Annotated in this window: 13 protein-coding genes; 10 read left to right on the top strand and 3 right to left on the bottom strand. The window is 60.2% G+C overall.

Going from position 1 to position 16056, the window contains the following annotated elements:
• Positions 1–44: 44 nt before the first annotated feature.
• A complete protein-coding gene (locus tag G5367_RS11820) occupies positions 45–827 on the bottom strand; it encodes a LuxR family transcriptional regulator (RefSeq protein WP_005343205.1) in 783 nt (260 codons plus the stop codon).
• Positions 828–889: 62 nt separating this feature from the next.
• Here G5367_RS11820 and G5367_RS11815 point away from each other — a divergent pair, with 62 nt between their 5' ends.
• From G5367_RS11815 to G5367_RS11790, 6 genes are all read left to right on the top strand, one after another.
• Entirely contained in the window at positions 890–1540 is a 651-nt protein-coding gene (locus G5367_RS11815; protein WP_236347198.1) for an acyl-homoserine-lactone synthase, read from the top strand.
• Positions 1541–1739: 199 nt separating this feature from the next.
• The gene (locus tag G5367_RS11810) at positions 1740–2639 is read left to right on the top strand and encodes a LysR family transcriptional regulator ArgP (RefSeq protein ID WP_421244379.1); all 900 of its coding nucleotides are present in this window, start codon (positions 1740–1742) and stop codon (positions 2637–2639) included.
• 99 nt (positions 2640–2738) lie between these two features.
• Entirely contained in the window at positions 2739–4775 is a 2037-nt protein-coding gene (locus G5367_RS11805; RefSeq protein WP_421244380.1) for an exoribonuclease II, read from the top strand.
• Positions 4776–5028: 253 nt separating this feature from the next.
• Positions 5029–6669, top strand: a complete 1641-nt coding sequence (locus tag G5367_RS11800) for a diguanylate cyclase domain-containing protein (protein ID WP_421244381.1) — start codon at positions 5029–5031, stop codon at positions 6667–6669.
• 4 nt (positions 6670–6673) lie between these two features.
• On the top strand, positions 6674–7777 hold the full coding sequence (locus G5367_RS11795) for an EAL and HDOD domain-containing protein (protein WP_421244382.1): 1104 nt from the start codon (positions 6674–6676) through the stop codon (positions 7775–7777).
• Between the two features lie 65 nt (positions 7778–7842).
• Positions 7843–8433, top strand: a complete 591-nt coding sequence (locus tag G5367_RS11790; protein WP_421244383.1) for an HAD family hydrolase — start codon at positions 7843–7845, stop codon at positions 8431–8433.
• Positions 8434–8564: 131 nt separating this feature from the next.
• Here the strand turns inward: G5367_RS11790 and hfq are convergent, their stop codons facing one another.
• On the bottom strand, positions 8565–8924 hold the full coding sequence (gene hfq / locus G5367_RS11785) for an RNA chaperone Hfq (RefSeq protein WP_005335772.1): 360 nt from the start codon (positions 8922–8924) through the stop codon (positions 8565–8567).
• A gap of 175 nt (positions 8925–9099) precedes the next feature.
• Here hfq and G5367_RS11780 point away from each other — a divergent pair, with 175 nt between their 5' ends.
• The 3 genes from G5367_RS11780 to G5367_RS11770 are packed head-to-tail and all read left to right on the top strand — an operon-like array spanning position 9100 to position 12579.
• Positions 9100–10371 carry a PqiA/YebS family transporter subunit gene (locus G5367_RS11780; protein WP_288727194.1) on the top strand — a complete coding sequence of 424 codons (1272 nt, stop codon included), beginning with the start codon at positions 9100–9102 and terminating at the stop codon, positions 10369–10371.
• Entirely contained in the window at positions 10364–12013 is a 1650-nt protein-coding gene (pqiB, locus tag G5367_RS11775; RefSeq protein ID WP_005343196.1) for an intermembrane transport protein PqiB, read from the top strand. The genes G5367_RS11780 and pqiB overlap by 8 nt, the downstream gene beginning before the upstream one ends.
• Positions 12010–12579, top strand: a complete 570-nt coding sequence (locus G5367_RS11770; RefSeq protein ID WP_421244384.1) for a PqiC family protein — start codon at positions 12010–12012, stop codon at positions 12577–12579. The genes pqiB and G5367_RS11770 overlap by 4 nt, the downstream gene beginning before the upstream one ends.
• A gap of 78 nt (positions 12580–12657) precedes the next feature.
• Here the strand turns inward: G5367_RS11770 and rlmD are convergent, their stop codons facing one another.
• Entirely contained in the window at positions 12658–14010 is a 1353-nt protein-coding gene (gene rlmD, locus G5367_RS11765; RefSeq protein ID WP_421294374.1) for a 23S rRNA (uracil(1939)-C(5))-methyltransferase RlmD, read from the bottom strand.
• Between the two features lie 273 nt (positions 14011–14283).
• Here rlmD and G5367_RS11760 point away from each other — a divergent pair, with 273 nt between their 5' ends.
• Complete coding sequence (locus G5367_RS11760; protein WP_421213478.1) at positions 14284–16008, top strand: proline--tRNA ligase; 1725 nt, start codon at positions 14284–14286, stop codon at positions 16006–16008.
• Positions 16009–16056: the final 48 nt, after the last annotated feature.

Raw genomic sequence — 16056 nt, 5'->3', positions numbered from 1 at the left:
CCCTCAGACAGCAGCAGGAGAATCTGTGGTATCTGAGACTCGGACTACTGAAGCACTCTGGGGAAATTGGTGACCACCACCTGCTCCAGATTGGGCAGCAGCAAGCCGGTTCCCACCCCTTTGGCAATGGCCTGGTAGCGGTTCATGGAGCCGGTTTTGCGGGTGACCTGATTGAGATGGTAATTCACTGTGCGCTCCGTGATGCCGAGAATGCAGGCAATCTCGCTGGAGGTCTTTCCTTCACTGGCCCAGAACAGGCACTCTGTTTCGCGCTCGGTCAGGGGCTCTTTGCCCACACTGTCCATCATGCTGAAACGCACCACCCGGATCGCGGCATCGAAGATGTAGTTGGACATCCATGAGAGGATGGGCGACGACTCCAACAGCAGATCGCTCGAGGCGCGTTCCGAGGTAATGAAGGAGAGAATACCGTTCTCCCCGGCGGCACCGTGCAAGGGGAAGGAGATGCCGTTGCGCAGCCCGAACTCGGCTGCCAGCCCCATCACATCCATGCTTCCCTCTTGCAGAAAGCTTGCTCGCTCATCGAGGCGATTCCAGTAGATGGGCAAGGTCTGCTTGCGCGCCAGCTGGATCACCGGATCACATGCCAGCATGTTGTTTTCGGTATAGGCCTGCACCCAGGAGTCAGGGCAGTGATTGAACAGCACCACCTTGGGTCTTTGCATCGACATCGGCAGGATCAGCGCGAAGCGGTAGTAGTCGTAGCCCATCCCGAGCGTGAAGTGACCGATCAGCTCGGCCAGACGGTTGCCATCCGTCACCGAAGTGAAATGTTCGAGATACTCAAGCAGTTGGTCTCTTTTCATATGAAAGCCCCCTTGGCCAGACATGTGATTATAACGGCGAATAGCAAGACAGAGGGCCCATAATGTTGGTTTTCAAAGGAAAATTGAGAGAGCATCCACGAAATGAGGTAGAGGATGAACTCTATCGCTTTCGAAATCGCGTCTTTTCCGACCGGCTCGGCTGGGATGTAGAGTCCCATCGGGGACTTGAGCGTGACAGTTTTGATACGCCAGACACCCATTGGGTGCTGATCGAGGATAAGCAAGGGCTATGCGGCTGTATTCGACTGCTCAACTGTGCCGATGCCTATATGCTGCCCACCATCTTCCCCACCGCCCTTGCCGGTGAAAGTGCACCGCGTACCCCCGATGTCTGGGAACTGACCCGTCTTGCCATCGATGCCAGCCGTGCTCCGCGGATGGTCAATGGCGTCAGCGAGCTCACCTGCGTCATCTTTCGCGAAGTCTATGCCTTCGCCCATGCTCACGGGATCCGGGAGCTGGTCGCTGTCGTCAGCCTGCCGGTAGAGCGCATCTTCCGCCGCCTCGGCCTGCCCATCGAGCGCCTCGGCCATCGCCAGGCGGTGGATCTGGGGGCCGTGCGCGGGGTGGGGATCCGCTTCCATCTGGATGAACGCTTCGCCCACGCCGTTGGTAAACCTCTGCTGGGCCACTATCAAACCAGCCACTCTCTACTGCAGCAACCATCACCGGCGCTGGCAACGCAGCCATAAAAAATCCCGGGAAAACAGACCCGGGATAAACAGATCGCTATGAGCCCGCAGGCTAACCCATGGGTCAGCGGGCAGTATCCTCCCTCAACAACCTGATCACTACTGTCAGAAATCACAGCGTAACGGCCCTGTCACCACCCATTGTTGTCCCCTGCCGAGTGACGTAGAGTCAGCCCAGAAGCAACGCAAGGGAGGGAAGATGAAAGAGCTGGACTACAAACTGCTGCGGGCACTGGATGCGGTATTGCAGGAGCAGAACTTCGAGCGGGCCGCCAAATCACTGCACATGACCCAGTCCGCCATCTCCCAGCGGATCAAACTACTGGAGCAACAGTTTGCCGAGCCGCTGCTCATCCGCAGCCAGCCGTTGCAGGCGACCCAGCTCGGCCAGAAGCTGCTGGCACACTATCGTCAGGTCCACCAGCTCGAGCTGGAACTGGCTGGTGAGCTGGCTCCCGCCACACCACAAGCCCCCATCCGGATCAGTATCGCCGTCAATGCCGACAGCCTGGCAACCTGGTTTTTGCCCGCCATCGCCCCCTTGCTGGAGCAGCATCCCATCGAACTCAACCTGCTGGTGGATGACGAGTGCCGCACCCTCGACAAGGTACGCGAGGGTCAGGCCTTTGGTGCGGTCAGCTTGCATCCCCAGCCACTGGCCGGTTGCTGCGTCGATGATCTGGGCGAAATGAACTATCTGCTTACCGCCAGCCCCGCGTTCGTGGCGCGCCACTTTCCCCACGGTCTGACCCGGGAGGCGCTGGCCAAGGCTCCGGCAGTGGCCTTCGATCAACGCGACGACATGCATGTCAGCTTCATGGCGAAACACTTCGGGCTGGAGCCCGGCGGTTATCCCTGCCACACGGTTCACTCGTCCGAGGCCTTTGTCGCCATGGCCGAACAGGGCCTGGCCTATTGTCTCATCCCCGAGTTGCAGATCAGAGGCCAGCTCGCTGGCGGGTCACTGCTCAACCTCAGTCCCAACCATGTTCTGACAGAACGCCTCTACTGGCACCGCTGGGTACTGGAAAAGGGGGTACACAAGCAGCTATCCCAACGTCTCATTGACTATGCCAGATCGCAGTTGAAACCACGCTGAGCAGGCCATTCACCTTGGCTTTGCAGGGCTAAAAACGTATAGTGCTGGGCGATCCTTCATCAGGTCTTCACCCAGGTTTTCACTTCAGGTTCCTCACTTATGTTCCAAGACAATCCGCTGCTGGCCCAGCTCAAGCAACAAATCCGCGAAAACATCCCCAAGAAAGAGGGTGTTATCCGCGCCTCCGATCGGGGCTTCGGCTTTCTGGAGGTCGATGAGAAGACCAGCTATTTCGTGCCACCTCCCTACATGAAGAAGGTGATGCACGGTGACCGGGTGAGCGCCCTGATCCGCACCGAAAAAGAGAAGGAAGTGGCCGAGCCGGATGCCCTGCTGGAGCAGTCCGTCACCCGCTTCGTGGCACGGGTCAAGATGTTCCGCGACCGTCTCAACGTGGTCGCCGACCACCCGCTGATCAAGGATGCCATCAAGGCCCGCGTCAAGAAGGGTCTGGACGAAAAAGAGTTCAAGGAAGGGGACTGGGTGGTCGCCACCCTCAAACGCCACGCGCTGGTTGACGGCAACTTCTCTGCCGAGATCACCCAGAAGATCGCCGCTCAGGAAGATCACAACGTGCCTTGGTGGGTGGTGCTGGCGCGCCACAACCTGGCCCAGGTCGAACCAGCTGATCTGCCGGAGTGGAAGGTGATCGAAGAAGAGGAGCTGCCCCGTCGTGACCTGACCAAGGTGCCTTTTTTCACCATCGACGGTGCCAAGACCAAGGACATGGACGATGCGCTGGCCATCACCAAGCTGGACAACGGCTGGGAGCTGCTGGTCGCCATCGCCGACCCGACCGCCTATGTGGCCGAAGGGAGCGAGCTGGACAAGGAAGCCGCCCAGCGCGCCTTCACCGTCTATATGCCGGGCCGCAACGTGCCGATGATCCCGCGCACCCTCTCCGACGAGCTCTGCTCCCTGAAAGAGGGCGAAGAGCGCAACACTCTATGTGCCCGTCTGCTGATCGCCGAAGATGGTCTGCTGCTGGAGGAGACCGAGTTCTTCGCCGCCCGCATCTGCTCCCACGCCCGCCTCAACTATGACGACGTCTCCGACTGGGCCGAGCATGGCAAAGAGCTGGATATCGACGCCGGCGTGCTGGCCCAGCTGCCGCTGATGAAGGCGATGACCGAGGCGCGCATCAAGTGGCGCACCGAGCATGCACTGGTATTCCCGGATCGTCCCGACTACGACTTCGAGCTGGGCGAGAATGGCGAAGTGCTGGCCATCCACGTCGAGCCACGCCGCATCGCCAACCGCATGGTGGAAGAGTCGATGATCGCCGCCAACATCTGCGCCGGTCGCGTACTGGGCAAGAGCGTCGGCTACGGCATCTTCAACGTCCACACAGGCTTTGACGAAGAGTCCCTCGACGGCGCCATCGACCTGCTGAAAAGCGCCGAGGCCCCGTTCGAACGTGACGAGATCGCCAGCCTCTCCGGCTTCTGCGCCCTGCGCCGCTGGATCGACAACCTCGATACCCGCTGGCTGGATGGCAAGATCCGCCGCTTCCAGAGCTATGCACTGATGTCCTCCGAGCCGGGCGCACATTACGGCCTGGGTCTGGATGCCTACGCCACCTGGACCTCACCTATTCGAAAATACGGCGATATGGTCAACCATCGTCTGCTCAAAGCGGTCATCGCGGGCAAAACCCCGGGCGAGCGCCCGAGCACCGAGCTCACCGAGCACCTGACCGCCTGCCGCCGCCTGCACCGCATGGTGGAGCGCGACATCGGCGACTGGCTCTATGTCCGCTACCTCAAGGCCGATGCTGGCACCGACAAGGTGTTCAACGCCGAGATCATCGACGTGATGCGTGCTGGCCTCAAGCTGCGTCTGCAGGAGAACGGCGCCGTGGTCTTCATGCCTGCCCGTCATATCCTCGACAACAAGGATCGGCTGGAGTGCAACTGGGACAACGGTCGCGTCTATCTGGACAAGACCGAGGTGGTCTACGAGCTCGGTCAGATCATTGAGGTCAAGCTGACAGAAGCGGTGGAAGAGACCCGCTCCCTCATTGCCAAGCCGGCGGTGGAGCTGGTGCCGGGTCCGGCACCGGAAGCCCCGTTGGCAGAGAGCACGTCAGCCGATAGCAGTGAAACGCCAGCGCAGCCAGCCTCCCAGGCTGAGTAAGCCACGCAGAGTCATCGAATCTGCCCGAGAGCCCGCCATCGTGCGGGCTCTTTTTTGCTCCACATCTGCCATGCACGCTGCTACAGGTGGCGCAACTACGCACAGTTTTCGCCATAATTGGCAATAAAAGCAGTGAATGTTTCCACACATAACCTGGAATGCAACCAATATGTGCGACACATCTCCTTTCTGACATATTAATCAAAGAGAAATATGTTTATACTCGCTTGGGTACAATCCAAGGGATACTGGTATGCAGGAATGGGACCCGGAACACTTCACCAACTTCGCTCAGTTATGCGAAGTGAGCCTCGCCACCATCCGTGAAAAGACCGATGCAGAACGCCTTTACCTCTGGCTGAGAGCTCCTGAAGCACAGCTCTACAGTTTTCAGCTGGATCAGGGCGTGATCGAACTGGATCTAGCCCAGCTAGAACAGCTAACACTACCCCACCACCTGATCGACAAGGCAATGGACAAGGGACAACTGGTGATCGAGCAGCTCCAGCCACCGCCAGATCCTGGCGAAAATGTGGAGCCCGCCCAGCCACAGCTACGCGCCTGTTTCCCTCTCAAACGTCACATGAAACTGGAAGGGGTCATCTATCTGGAGACCCGCCGCCGCATAGACCGCCTCTCCTCCCACCAGCGCCAGGGCATCCAGCTCCTTATTCACTATCTGACTGCCGAGCTCAGCAATCACCTGCTCTCCAGCCAGGTCAATCAGGAGCGGGACCAGCGGCTCCATACCCAGACCGATCTGGTACAGAGTCAGGCACTGCAGGGCTCCTTCCTCACAATGTTGCAGGCGCTGCACATGGTCAGCGTCACCCTCTCCCGCTGTCGCAGCGAGAACGATCTGCTGCGGGACGCCGTGCTGCTGGCCCGCAAGGAGCTGCAGTTCGATCGGGTCGCCATCTTCCTGATCGAACCCGATGGCAAAACCATGCGCGGCACCTGGGGCACCAGTGAAGAGGGAGAGCTGGTAGACGAACACGACTTTGTCAGTCCTATCCCGGATCACCCCACGGTGCAGGAGGCGCTCAAGCGCAAGGATTACGTGCTGGTGCTGGAAGATACCCCTCTCTACTACGAGAAACAGCAGGTGGGACAGGGCTGGAACGCCATGGTATCGCTCTGGGATGGCGCCATCCCCATCGGCTGGATCGCCGCCGACAACCTGCTGTGGCACCGCCCGCTCAAAGCCTATCAGAGCGAGATCTTCAAACAGTACGCCGCCATCCTGTCACAGTTGTTGATCCGCCAGCGCACTCAGGAGCAGCTGGAGCAGCTCAACCGCCAGCTGGAAGCCCGGGTCGCCGAACGCACGATACAACTGGCCGAAACCAATAGGGCGCTGGAAGAGGCCAATCAACGCCTCTCCCTGCTCTCGCTGGAAGATCCTCTGACTGGTATCGCCAACCGGCGCCAGTGGGACATCACCATGCAACGGGAGTGGGAGTGGGCACGGCGCACCCAGAATCCGCTGGCGGTATTGATGATCGATGTCGACGACTTCAAGGCCTATAACGATCACTTCGGTCATACCAAGGGGGATGAGTGCCTGCAGCAGGTAGCCCGCGTACTGCGGGAGGCCGAGCGACGCTCTACCAATCTGGTGGCTCGTTATGGCGGAGAAGAGTTCGTCATCCTGCTTTGCGCCCCACAACCCGGTGAAGCCGAGCAACTGGCCGAGAGGATCCATGCCGGACTGGCGCAATTAAAACTGCCCCATCCCGCCTCGCGGGTTGCTGATTTCATTACGGTTAGCATAGGCTTTAGCTATCTGGTTCCCTCCCTGGACGGAGCATGGCAGACCCTGACTGAACAGGCTGACCAGGCGCTCTACCACGCCAAGTCACAAGGGAGGGCCCGCACTCTGGCCTATCGGTGAACCCATGCTGTTGCGTCGCTACCCCATCTTCAATCGTCGCCTGGCTCTGGTGGCCTACGGCATCGACTATCAGCTCAGCTCACCGGCCGAATGGCCTTCACTGGCGCAACATTGCCGCCTGCTGGCACAAGGGCGCCAATATCTGGTGCCTTTCACCCACGAGCAGCTCGATGAACAGCGCCCCCTGCTGTTTGATCAGGATGCGATCCCGCTGGTAGAGGCTTCCAGCGAACGGCTGCCCGCCTCCTTTCCGGTGTTGGAACAATGGCGAGACAGTCGACGCCGGCTTGCTGTACATGGGGTCAGTCGTGAGCCACGCTGGCTCGGTGCCAGCCGTCTGCTGGTATTCTGGATGGGGGAAGAGGGGATCTGCCAGCCCACCGAACACAAGCGGATGGCCCTCGATATCGAAACCTGGGAAGATTTTCTCCCGCTGCGAGAGGCCGGAGTCGACTTCTTTGCCGGTGGTTTTCTCGCCCGCCCCGAGCTGGTCAATCAACGTGCCACCCAGCCCGACATGGCACTTGTGCAGCAGATCCTTCAACTTATCTGCCACGAGGAGTTCTCCTTTGCCCAGGTGGCTCGCCTGCTGGAGCAGGATGCCTTGCTCCCGGGCCAGCTACTCACCTATGTCAACGCGCCCGGCTTCGATCATGCAGCCCCCATCACCTCGGTTTCCCGCGCCCTCTCCTATCTGGGAGAGCAGGAGATCCGCAAGTTTGTGCTGATCAACGGCCTGGCCCGGGTGAGCCAGCATATGCCGGAGGCCTCTACCCGAATGGCCATCGCTCGCGGCCGCTTCTGCGAACTTATCGCCCTCACCGCCCTCGACAAACGCGAAGCAAGCTGGGCTTTTCTGGTAGGGCTGGTACTCGATGGTTCCCTGCTATCAGAGTCGCTGAAGGCCCACCTGCCCAACAACGTAAAGCGAGCCATCGAGCGGCACGAAGGGCCGCTGTTCCACCTGTTCCAGCTGGTCAGGACCTATGAACAGGGCAACTGGGCTCTGCTGGAGCAGCTGGCACCGAAATACCAGCTCGACCCGACCAGGCTCACCCCCGTCTATTTTCAGGCGCAAATGTGGGGGCAAGCGTTTCTCACCAGCTAGGTGATGGCAGGCCGGGGAGGCTCTGGCTAGAATGGGCTCCCTTTTTTCAGAGACTGACCCGCACCATGACACTTTCCGGATTCCAAGGCCTGATCTTTGACCTGGATGGCACCCTGGTCGACTCCATGCCGCTGCATCTCGCCGCCTGGGAACACACCGCCCGTGAATTTGGTTTTCGCTTCGATGCCGACTGGTTCTATGAACTGGGCGGTATGCCGAGCCGCAAGATCGCCCTGCTGGTGACACAGGAGCAGCAGATCCCCCTCGACCCGCTCGAAGTGAACCGCTGCAAGACTGCCCACTATGTGGCCAACCTGCACAAGGCGACCGTGTTTCCCGCCATGCAGACACTGGTCGAACGCTATCAAGGTGTCATTCCGATGGGGATCGGTACAGGTTCTCCTCGCATCAACGCCGAAGCGGTGCTGCGCAATACCGGGCTGGATCGCTACTTTAAGGTGGTGGTCACGGCCGACGATGTGGAGCTACACAAGCCCAATCCGGACACCTTCCTGCTGGTCGCCAGCAAGCTGGGGGTCGAGCCATCAGGCTGTCTGGTGTTTGAAGATACCGGTATCGGGGTACAGGCCGGAGAAGCAGCGGGTATGCAGACCTGCATGGTCAAAGCAGGTAAACCGATCGGCATAGCGATGTAGTGCAGAAGAATATCGCCCAACAAGGGGCGATAACCGGAGCTGGATCTCATACGGGACAGGGTTGAGAATGAGAGCCAGCTCCGTCAGTCGCTGACGCTGGACACGTCGGCGCAGAGGGTCGGAAAGAACGATTACTCGTTGTTGCCACCGCCCTGATTGTCATCATAGCGGCCCGGCGCACCATGGGGGCGCGGCGCCATAGAGACACGTGGCTTGCGGGCACGCTGGATGTTCACTTGCGGACGGCCGGTGTGCATGGCGATGGTAGAGATCTTGGCTTTGTAGACCAGTTGCTGGTTGCCGTGTGCATCGGTCAACAGCACACTGTACTGATCAAAACCGCTGATAGTGCCTTCCAGCTTGATGCCGCTCACCAGAAAAATGGCGACCTGACTGCGGTTCTTGCGCAACCAGTTGAGGGCAGAATCTTGCCCATTCCCGAGGGAGAAGGCTTGCTCAATCGTGGAGTAGCTTGGGGATTCAGTTGTCATAAATTATTGTCCCGCGGAAAAAAGTGGCGTTTGATTGTGCTAAATGGGCACAGCCTTGTCAAAGTCATTCTCACTCCCGCCAATAATCACGCCACCGCAGGACTGGTCGCAGACCGGGACAACTGCGATAATCGCCGCTTCCGGTTCTCTTGCGAGCCAAATCTGGGGTTTTATCTTGCATTCGGCTTCACACCAACACCACGCCAGCTATGTTCATGATGCCACCGCCTGCGAAGAGTGTGATCTGCTGATCCCGGCCACGCCGCTCGAGGTGGGACAGGCAAGCAGTTGTCCTCGCTGTGGTCACACCCTGAGCCGTCATCTGCCGCAGCAGGAGTTGCGTCCCATCTCCTACGGGTTTGCGGCGCTCATCATGTTCGTACTCTCCAACTCCTTTACCTTCATGTCCTTCTCGGCAAAGGGGATAGGCCAGGAGATGACCTTTATCCAGTGCATCTCGACCCTAGTAGACGAGGGCTACCTGTTTCTCGGCGCCGTACTCAGTATCACCCTGATCGGCCTACCGCTGGTCTACATGGGCTCCATCATGCTGGTGCTGTGGCGTATCGACAAGGATTTGCACAACAATGCCCTGCGCTCTCTCGGCCGCCTGCTCTGCCGGATCAAACCCTGGCTGATGGTGGATGTCTTTCTGGTGGGGGTACTTATCTCGCTGGTCAAACTGATGGGGATGGCCGACATCCATATGGGCTTGTCGTTCTGGGCCTTCGTCGGCTACACGGTGCTGCTCATCAAGATGATCTCCTCGCTTGATCAGATGTGGCTCTGGCAGCGGCTGTTCGGTCCCACCGAGCCACGGGAGATAGACCCCGAAGCCGGGGCGCTGGAATCCGGTCTGGTGGGCTGCCATATTTGCGGCGCCCTGAGCGAGGCTGGCACCCACAGCTGTTCCCGCTGCGGTAGTCACCTGCACGCCCGCAAGCCGGGCGGCCTGAACCGTACCTGGGCGCTGCTGTTCACCTCCGCCATTCTCTACATTCCGGCCAACGTCTATCCCATCATGGATACGGTGTTTCTCGGTGATGACAGCCCCTCCACCATCCTCGGCGGCGTAGTGCTGCTCTGGGCCATGGGATCCTATCCCATCGCAGCAGTGATCTTTTTCGCCAGCGTGGTAGTGCCGCTGGTAAAAATCGTGGCGCTGTTCTGGCTCTGCTACATGGTACAACGCGGCCATGCCGAGTCGCCGCTCGGTAAACTCAAACTCTATCGCATGACCGAATTTGTCGGACGCTGGTCGATGATCGATGTCTTCGTGGTGGCCATCCTTGCGGGCCTGATCCGGCTCGACAACCTGATGACCATCTACCCCGGCCCTGCGGCCGTCGCATTTGCTGGTGTCGTGCTGATCACCATGGTTGCCGCCATGAGCTTCGACTCGCGCCTGATCTGGGATTTACAACAAGGAGAACGCGAACGTGAGTGAGCGTAAAACAAGGTGGAAACCGGGCTCTGACTTTCTGAGCTCCGCCGCCGCAATCTGGATGGTGCCGCTGCTGGCGCTCTTCATCGGTCTCTGGATGCTGTTCCAGCACTGGTATTCGCAAGGCCCCAGCTTCACCCTCACGGTCGCCACCGCCGAGGGCATAGTCGCAGGCAAGACGGTGATCCGTTCACGCGAGGTGGATGTCGGCCGCATCGAGGCCGTCGAGCTGAGCGATGACTACAGCCATGCAGTGCTGAAAGGACGGCTGACTAATGCGGCCTCCGGCATGCTGCGCGATGACAGCCAGTTCTGGGTAGTCAAGCCCAGAGTGGGCCGTGAAGGGGTCTCCGGCCTCAGCACGTTGCTCTCAGGCGCTTATATCGAGCTTGCCCCGGGCAAGAAAGGTCGGGCGCGGGACGAATACGTCATGCTGGACAAACCGCCCCTCGCCTCGCTGGATGCCAAAGGGCTACGGCTCTCCCTCACCAGCCGCGACGCCCGAGCTCTCGGGGAAGGCTCTCCCATCAACTATCAGGGCTTTACTATAGGTCAGGTGGAAGAGGCGAAGTTCCTGCCCGAGAAGAGCGAGATGCAGTATCAGATCTTCATCAACGCCCCTTACGACATTCTGGTGAGCAGCAACTCCCGCTTCTGGCTGACCCCGGGCTTCGAGGTCTCCATGAGCAGCGAGGGGATGAAAGTGAAGATGGACTCGCTGGAAAGCCTGGTCGACGGCGGTATCACCATGGGCCTGCCTGCCGGCTGGTCTCCGGGTGAGCCGGTCAAGCAGCACGACGAGTTTACCCTGTTCCAGGATGAGGCTAGCGTACTGGCCGGTAGCCTGGATCAGTTCATCGACTACGTCTTCCTGTTCGACGACAACGTGGCGGGCCTTCACCCGGGCGCGGCGGTGCAGTACCGCGGTATACGGGTCGGCACCGTCATCTCGGCCCCCTACATGGTCGAGGAGAAAGGGGTTCGCATCTTCCAGAACCGACAGATCCCGGTGCTGGCCCGCATCGAAGTGCAGCGTCTCTCCCACCGCTATGCCAAGGCGGAGAAGGATCAGTGGCGCGCCCTATTCAGCAAGCAGTTCAAGGAGGGATTGCGTGCCAGCCTCAAGACCTCGAGTCTGCTGACCGGTGGCAAGATCATCGATCTCAACTTCTACCCAACAGCTCCCCGCTTTGATCAGGTCAAGCTGGCCGGTTATCAGGTCTTTCCCACCGTGCAGGGTGGGCTGGATCAGATCGAGCGCAAGGTGAACCTCATCCTCGACAAGTTTGTCGACATGGACATGGCGACTACCCTGACCAAGGTCAACAGCTCCCTCTCCACCCTGGATGGCACCCTGAAAAACATCAGCGCCCTCAGTGCCAATCTGGACAAGCTGACCGGCAAGGAGGCGACCCAGCAATTGCCAGCCTCGCTGAACGAGAGCCTCAAACAGTTGCAGGAGACCCTGCAGGCCTATGACGCCCAGTCGCAGACCAATCAGGATCTGCGTCAGTCGGTGCAGACTCTCAATCAGTTGATGCGCGAACTGCAGCCGCTGGTGCACTCCCTCAACGAGCAGCCCAGCTCGCTGATCTTCGATCGCGCGCATCCATCAGACCCTGAGCCCAAGCGAGGCAAACAATGAAAAAAGAGATCCTGACGCTGGCTCTGCTGGGCCTGCTGGCGGGTTGCAGCAGCCAGCCAAGCCTGCACTACTACTCGCTCGATGCCGACAGTCAGCAACCCGTGACGGCCCCGGCCCAACCGCAGCACCAGCTGGTGCTGCGCCCGGTGGCGCTGGCCAGCCAGCTCGACCGGATCAGTCTGGTCTATCAGCTGGAAGGGCAAGAGCTGCACTTCACCGAGTACCATCGCTGGGCCGGTGCGCTGGACGATCAGCTCAACCAGCTCACCCTCAATGGCCTCTCCAGCCGCCTGCCGGGCTGGGTGGTGCGGCAGGATGGCGCCCGCAAGGGGCCGGTGCTGACCATTCTGGTGGAGCGCTTTCAGGGCCGTCATGACGGCAGCGCCGTACTGAGCGGCCGCTGGCGCCTGCTGGCGGAAGATGGCACCGTGTTGCGCGATGCCCCCTTCCGTCAGGAGCGGGGGCTGCCAGCCGATGGCTACAACGCACTGGTGAACGAACTGGGTCAGGGCTGGCAACAGCTGCTCGACCAGATCGCCGCCGAGGTGCGCCAGAGCGCCAGCTAATCGCCCATCCGCCGATTGCAGAGATAAAAAAACGACGCCAGCTGGCGTCGTTTTTTATGGGCAAGAGTCGGGGGCGACTTATGCCTTGGCAGGCAGGCTCAGGCGGGCAACCGCTTCCACATGCATGGAGTGCGGGAACATATCGACCGGCTGCACCTCGTCCAGCACGAAGCCCTGCTTGACCAGCCAGGCAAGATCGCGGGCCAGGGTCTGCGGGTTGCAGGAGACATAGACCAGACGACGGGGCGCCATAGCGACCAGGGTCTGCAATACGGCCTTGTCACAGCCTTTGCGGGGCGGATCCATTACCACCACTTCAGCGGTCACGCCCTGAGCGTGCAGCTCGGGCATCAGCTGCTCGGCCTTGCCGACGTGGAATTCGGTGTGCTCGATGCCGTTGAGGGCAGCGTTGCGGCGGGCATCGCTGATGGCGCTCTCCACCGACTCGATCCCGACGACCTTGGCGGCCTTGCCAGCCAGGAACAGGGAGATGGTGCCGATACCGCAATAGATGTCGAACACAGTCTCGTTACCGGTCAGCTCGGCATACTCGAGGGCGCTGGAGTAGAGCACATCGGTCTGGGTCGGGTTGTTCTGGAAGAAGGATAGCGGCGAGATCTCGAACTCGAGTTCGTGGATCTTGTCGCGGATCACCCCTTCGCCGAGCAGCACCCGGTTGGTGGCGCCCAGAATGCGGTTGGTGCGCTCATCGTTGATGTTCTGCACCAGGGTAGTGACCGGCAGATCGCTCAGGGCTGCCAGCAGCTCGGCTTCGAACGGCAGCTCCTCGCCCAGCGTCACCAGCACCACCATCAGCTCGCCGCTCTTGAAGCCCTTGCGGGTCATCAGGTTGCGCACACAGCCTCTGTGGTTCACTTCGTCATAGGCGGCGATGTCATGCGCGCGCATCCAGTTGCGCACCCGGGCGTTCAGCTCCACATGCAGCGGATCCTGCACCGCACAGTCATCGGCGGTGATGAGATCGTGGGAATGCTTGCGATAAAAACCGATCTCGGCACCGGCGTCACAGCCACGCACCGCATATTGCGCCTTGTTGCGATAGGCGAACGGGCTCTCCATGCCAAGGATATCCTTGACCGGGGTGTCACCCAGCCCGACCTGTTCCAGTGCGCTCTGCACCAGTGCCTGCTTGAGCTTGAGCTGGGCCGGATAGGCCAGCGGGCGCACCTGACAGCCACCGCACTCGGTGTTGGGGCAGAAATCGGCAACCCGATCGGCGGAGGGCTGGAGCAGCTCGGCAACCTTGCCGTGCAGATAGTTCGGCTTGACCTCGGTCAGCTCCACCAGCGCCTGCTCACCGGGCAGCAGACCTTCGACAAACAGGGGGCGATCGAACAGGCGTCCTTTGCCATCTCCTTTGTCGGTCAGTTCCAGGATCTCGATCTGGTGTTGATGTCCCACTAACGGCATGAGCGGCTCCAAAAGTACTAAAAATGGGGGGTGATGAACGCGGCAAAGCCATGCCCATCGAGAAAAGGTGGCAGAGTTTAGCGGAGATCCGGCCAAATTGCAGGCATAAAAAGCCTGCTTGTTGCAATGGTCATTGCCCTGACCATCTGCCGGGCGTGGCCACCTTTCGGGTTGCGGCAAATTTAGCCCTTGGGCCATAACGCCCAGCCTGTTAAAATTCCGCCCTTGAAATTATCCTGGGCCCCGCGCCCGTTCTAGCTAAGGTCTACCGCGATGCGTACCAGCCAATATCTGCTTTCCACTCTCAAGGAAACCCCCTCCGACGCTGAAGTTGTCAGCCACCAGCTGATGCTGCGCGCCGGGATGATCCGTAAACTGGCCTCCGGCATGTATGCCTGGTTGCCAACCGGTCTGCGGGTACTGAAGAAAATCGAGAACATTGTTCGCGAAGAGATGAACAATGCTGGTGCCGTCGAAGTCTCCATGCCGGTGGTACAACCCGCCGAGCTGTGGCAGGAGTCCGGCCGCTGGGATGACTACGGTCCCGAGCTGTGCCGTCTGACCGACCGCCACAACCGCCCCTTCGTACTGGGCCCGACCCACGAAGAGGTGATCACTGCGCTGGTGCGTTACGAAGTGAACAGCTACAAACAGCTGCCGCTCAACCTCTACCAGATCCAGACCAAATTCCGCGACGAAGTGCGCCCCCGTTTCGGCGTGATGCGTGGCCGCGAATTCCTGATGAAGGATGCCTACTCCTTCCACATCGACAAGGAATCTCTGGTAGATACCTACGAGAAGATGCACGCTGCCTACTGCAAGGCGTTCACCCGCATGGGTCTGAACTTCCGTCCGGTGCAGGCCGATACCGGCTCCATCGGTGGTACCGGTTCCCACGAATTCCAGGTGCTGGCAGAGAGCGGTGAAGACTTGATCGCCTTCTCCGATAGCTCCGATTACGCCGCCAACATCGAGATGGCCGAAGCCCTGGCACCGGCTGGTGAGCGCGCTGCTGCCACCGCAACCCTGACTAAGGTTGCCACCCCGAACGTCCACACCATCGACGAAGTGGCCGCTTTCCTGAACGTGGCACCGACCGCCATTGCCAAGACCCTGCTGGTACTGGCAGAGGAAGATGAGCACGGCAAGCAGGCCGTCATCGCGCTGGTACTGCGTGGCGACCACGAGCTGAACGAAATCAAGGCCGAGAAACTGGCTGGCGTGGCCAACCCGCTGACCTTCGCCAACGACGAGCAGATCAAAGCTGCCGCCGGTTGCGATGCAGGTTCCATCGGCCCGGTCGGCTTTGCCGGTCGCATCATCGTCGATCGCAGCGCTGCCCATCTGGCGGACTTCGTCTGCGGCGCCAACGAGACCGGCTTCCACCTGACCGGCGCCAACTGGGATCGCGACATCACCGCTTACGAAGTTGCCGACCTGCGCAACGTAGTAGAAGGCGACCCGAGCCCGTGCGGCCAGGGCAAGCTGCTGCTCAAGCGCGGTATCGAAGTGGGCCACATCTTCCAGCTGGGCACCAAGTACTCCGAAGCGATGAAGGCGAGCGTGCTGAACGAAGCTGGCAAGTCCGTCACCATGGAGATGGGCTGCTACGGTATCGGGGTTTCCCGTCTGGTGGCTGCGGCCATCGAGCAGAACAACGACCAGTACGGCATCATCTGGCCGGACGCCATCGCTCCGTTCGAAGTGGCCATCGTGCCGATGAACATGCACAAATCCGAGCGCGTGGCCGAGCAGGCACAGCAGTTCTACGCCGAGCTGAAAGCGGCCGGTGTGGACGTGCTGTTCGACGACCGTAAAGAGCGCCCGGGCGTGATGTTCGCCGACATGGAACTGCTGGGCATCCCGCACGCCATCGTCATCGGCGATCGCGGTCTGGACAACGGCGTGGTGGAGTACAAGTGCCGCCGCACTGGCGAGAAGCAAGAAGTGGCCATCAGCGACATCATCGCCATGCTCAAGGCCAAGCTGGGCCGTTAATTCCGCCCTCTTCCCGATATAAGAAAGCGCGCCATTTGGCGCGCTTTT

Source organism: Aeromonas sp. 604282 (assembly GCF_049170575.1).
Taxonomy (GTDB): domain Bacteria; phylum Pseudomonadota; class Gammaproteobacteria; order Enterobacterales; family Aeromonadaceae; genus Aeromonas; species Aeromonas veronii_A.
The sequence above is the reverse complement of the archived record's forward strand: the minus strand, read 5'-3'. Positions and strand labels throughout refer to the sequence as shown.

What these genes read in the sequence shown, in the direction of transcription:
- G5367_RS11805 (WP_421244380.1), top strand. Translation starts at nt 2,739, where the DNA reads ATGTTCCAAGACAATCCGCTGCTGGCCCAGCTCAAGCAACAAATCCGC.
- G5367_RS11815 (WP_236347198.1), top strand. Translation starts at nt 890, where the DNA reads ATGTTGGTTTTCAAAGGAAAATTGAGAGAGCATCCACGAAATGAGGTA.
- G5367_RS11820 (WP_005343205.1), bottom strand. Translation starts at nt 827, where the DNA reads ATGAAAAGAGACCAACTGCTTGAGTATCTCGAACATTTCACTTCGGTG.
- rlmD (WP_421294374.1), bottom strand. Translation starts at nt 14,010, where the DNA reads ATGCCGTTAGTGGGACATCAACACCAGATCGAGATCCTGGAACTGACC.
- G5367_RS11770 (WP_421244384.1), top strand. Translation starts at nt 12,010, where the DNA reads ATGAAAAAAGAGATCCTGACGCTGGCTCTGCTGGGCCTGCTGGCGGGT.
- G5367_RS11790 (WP_421244383.1), top strand. Translation starts at nt 7,843, where the DNA reads ATGACACTTTCCGGATTCCAAGGCCTGATCTTTGACCTGGATGGCACC.
- G5367_RS11800 (WP_421244381.1), top strand. Translation starts at nt 5,029, where the DNA reads ATGCAGGAATGGGACCCGGAACACTTCACCAACTTCGCTCAGTTATGC.
- G5367_RS11810 (WP_421244379.1), top strand. Translation starts at nt 1,740, where the DNA reads ATGAAAGAGCTGGACTACAAACTGCTGCGGGCACTGGATGCGGTATTG.
- G5367_RS11760 (WP_421213478.1), top strand. Translation starts at nt 14,284, where the DNA reads ATGCGTACCAGCCAATATCTGCTTTCCACTCTCAAGGAAACCCCCTCC.
- G5367_RS11795 (WP_421244382.1), top strand. Translation starts at nt 6,674, where the DNA reads ATGCTGTTGCGTCGCTACCCCATCTTCAATCGTCGCCTGGCTCTGGTG.
- hfq (WP_005335772.1), bottom strand. Translation starts at nt 8,924, where the DNA reads ATGACAACTGAATCCCCAAGCTACTCCACGATTGAGCAAGCCTTCTCC.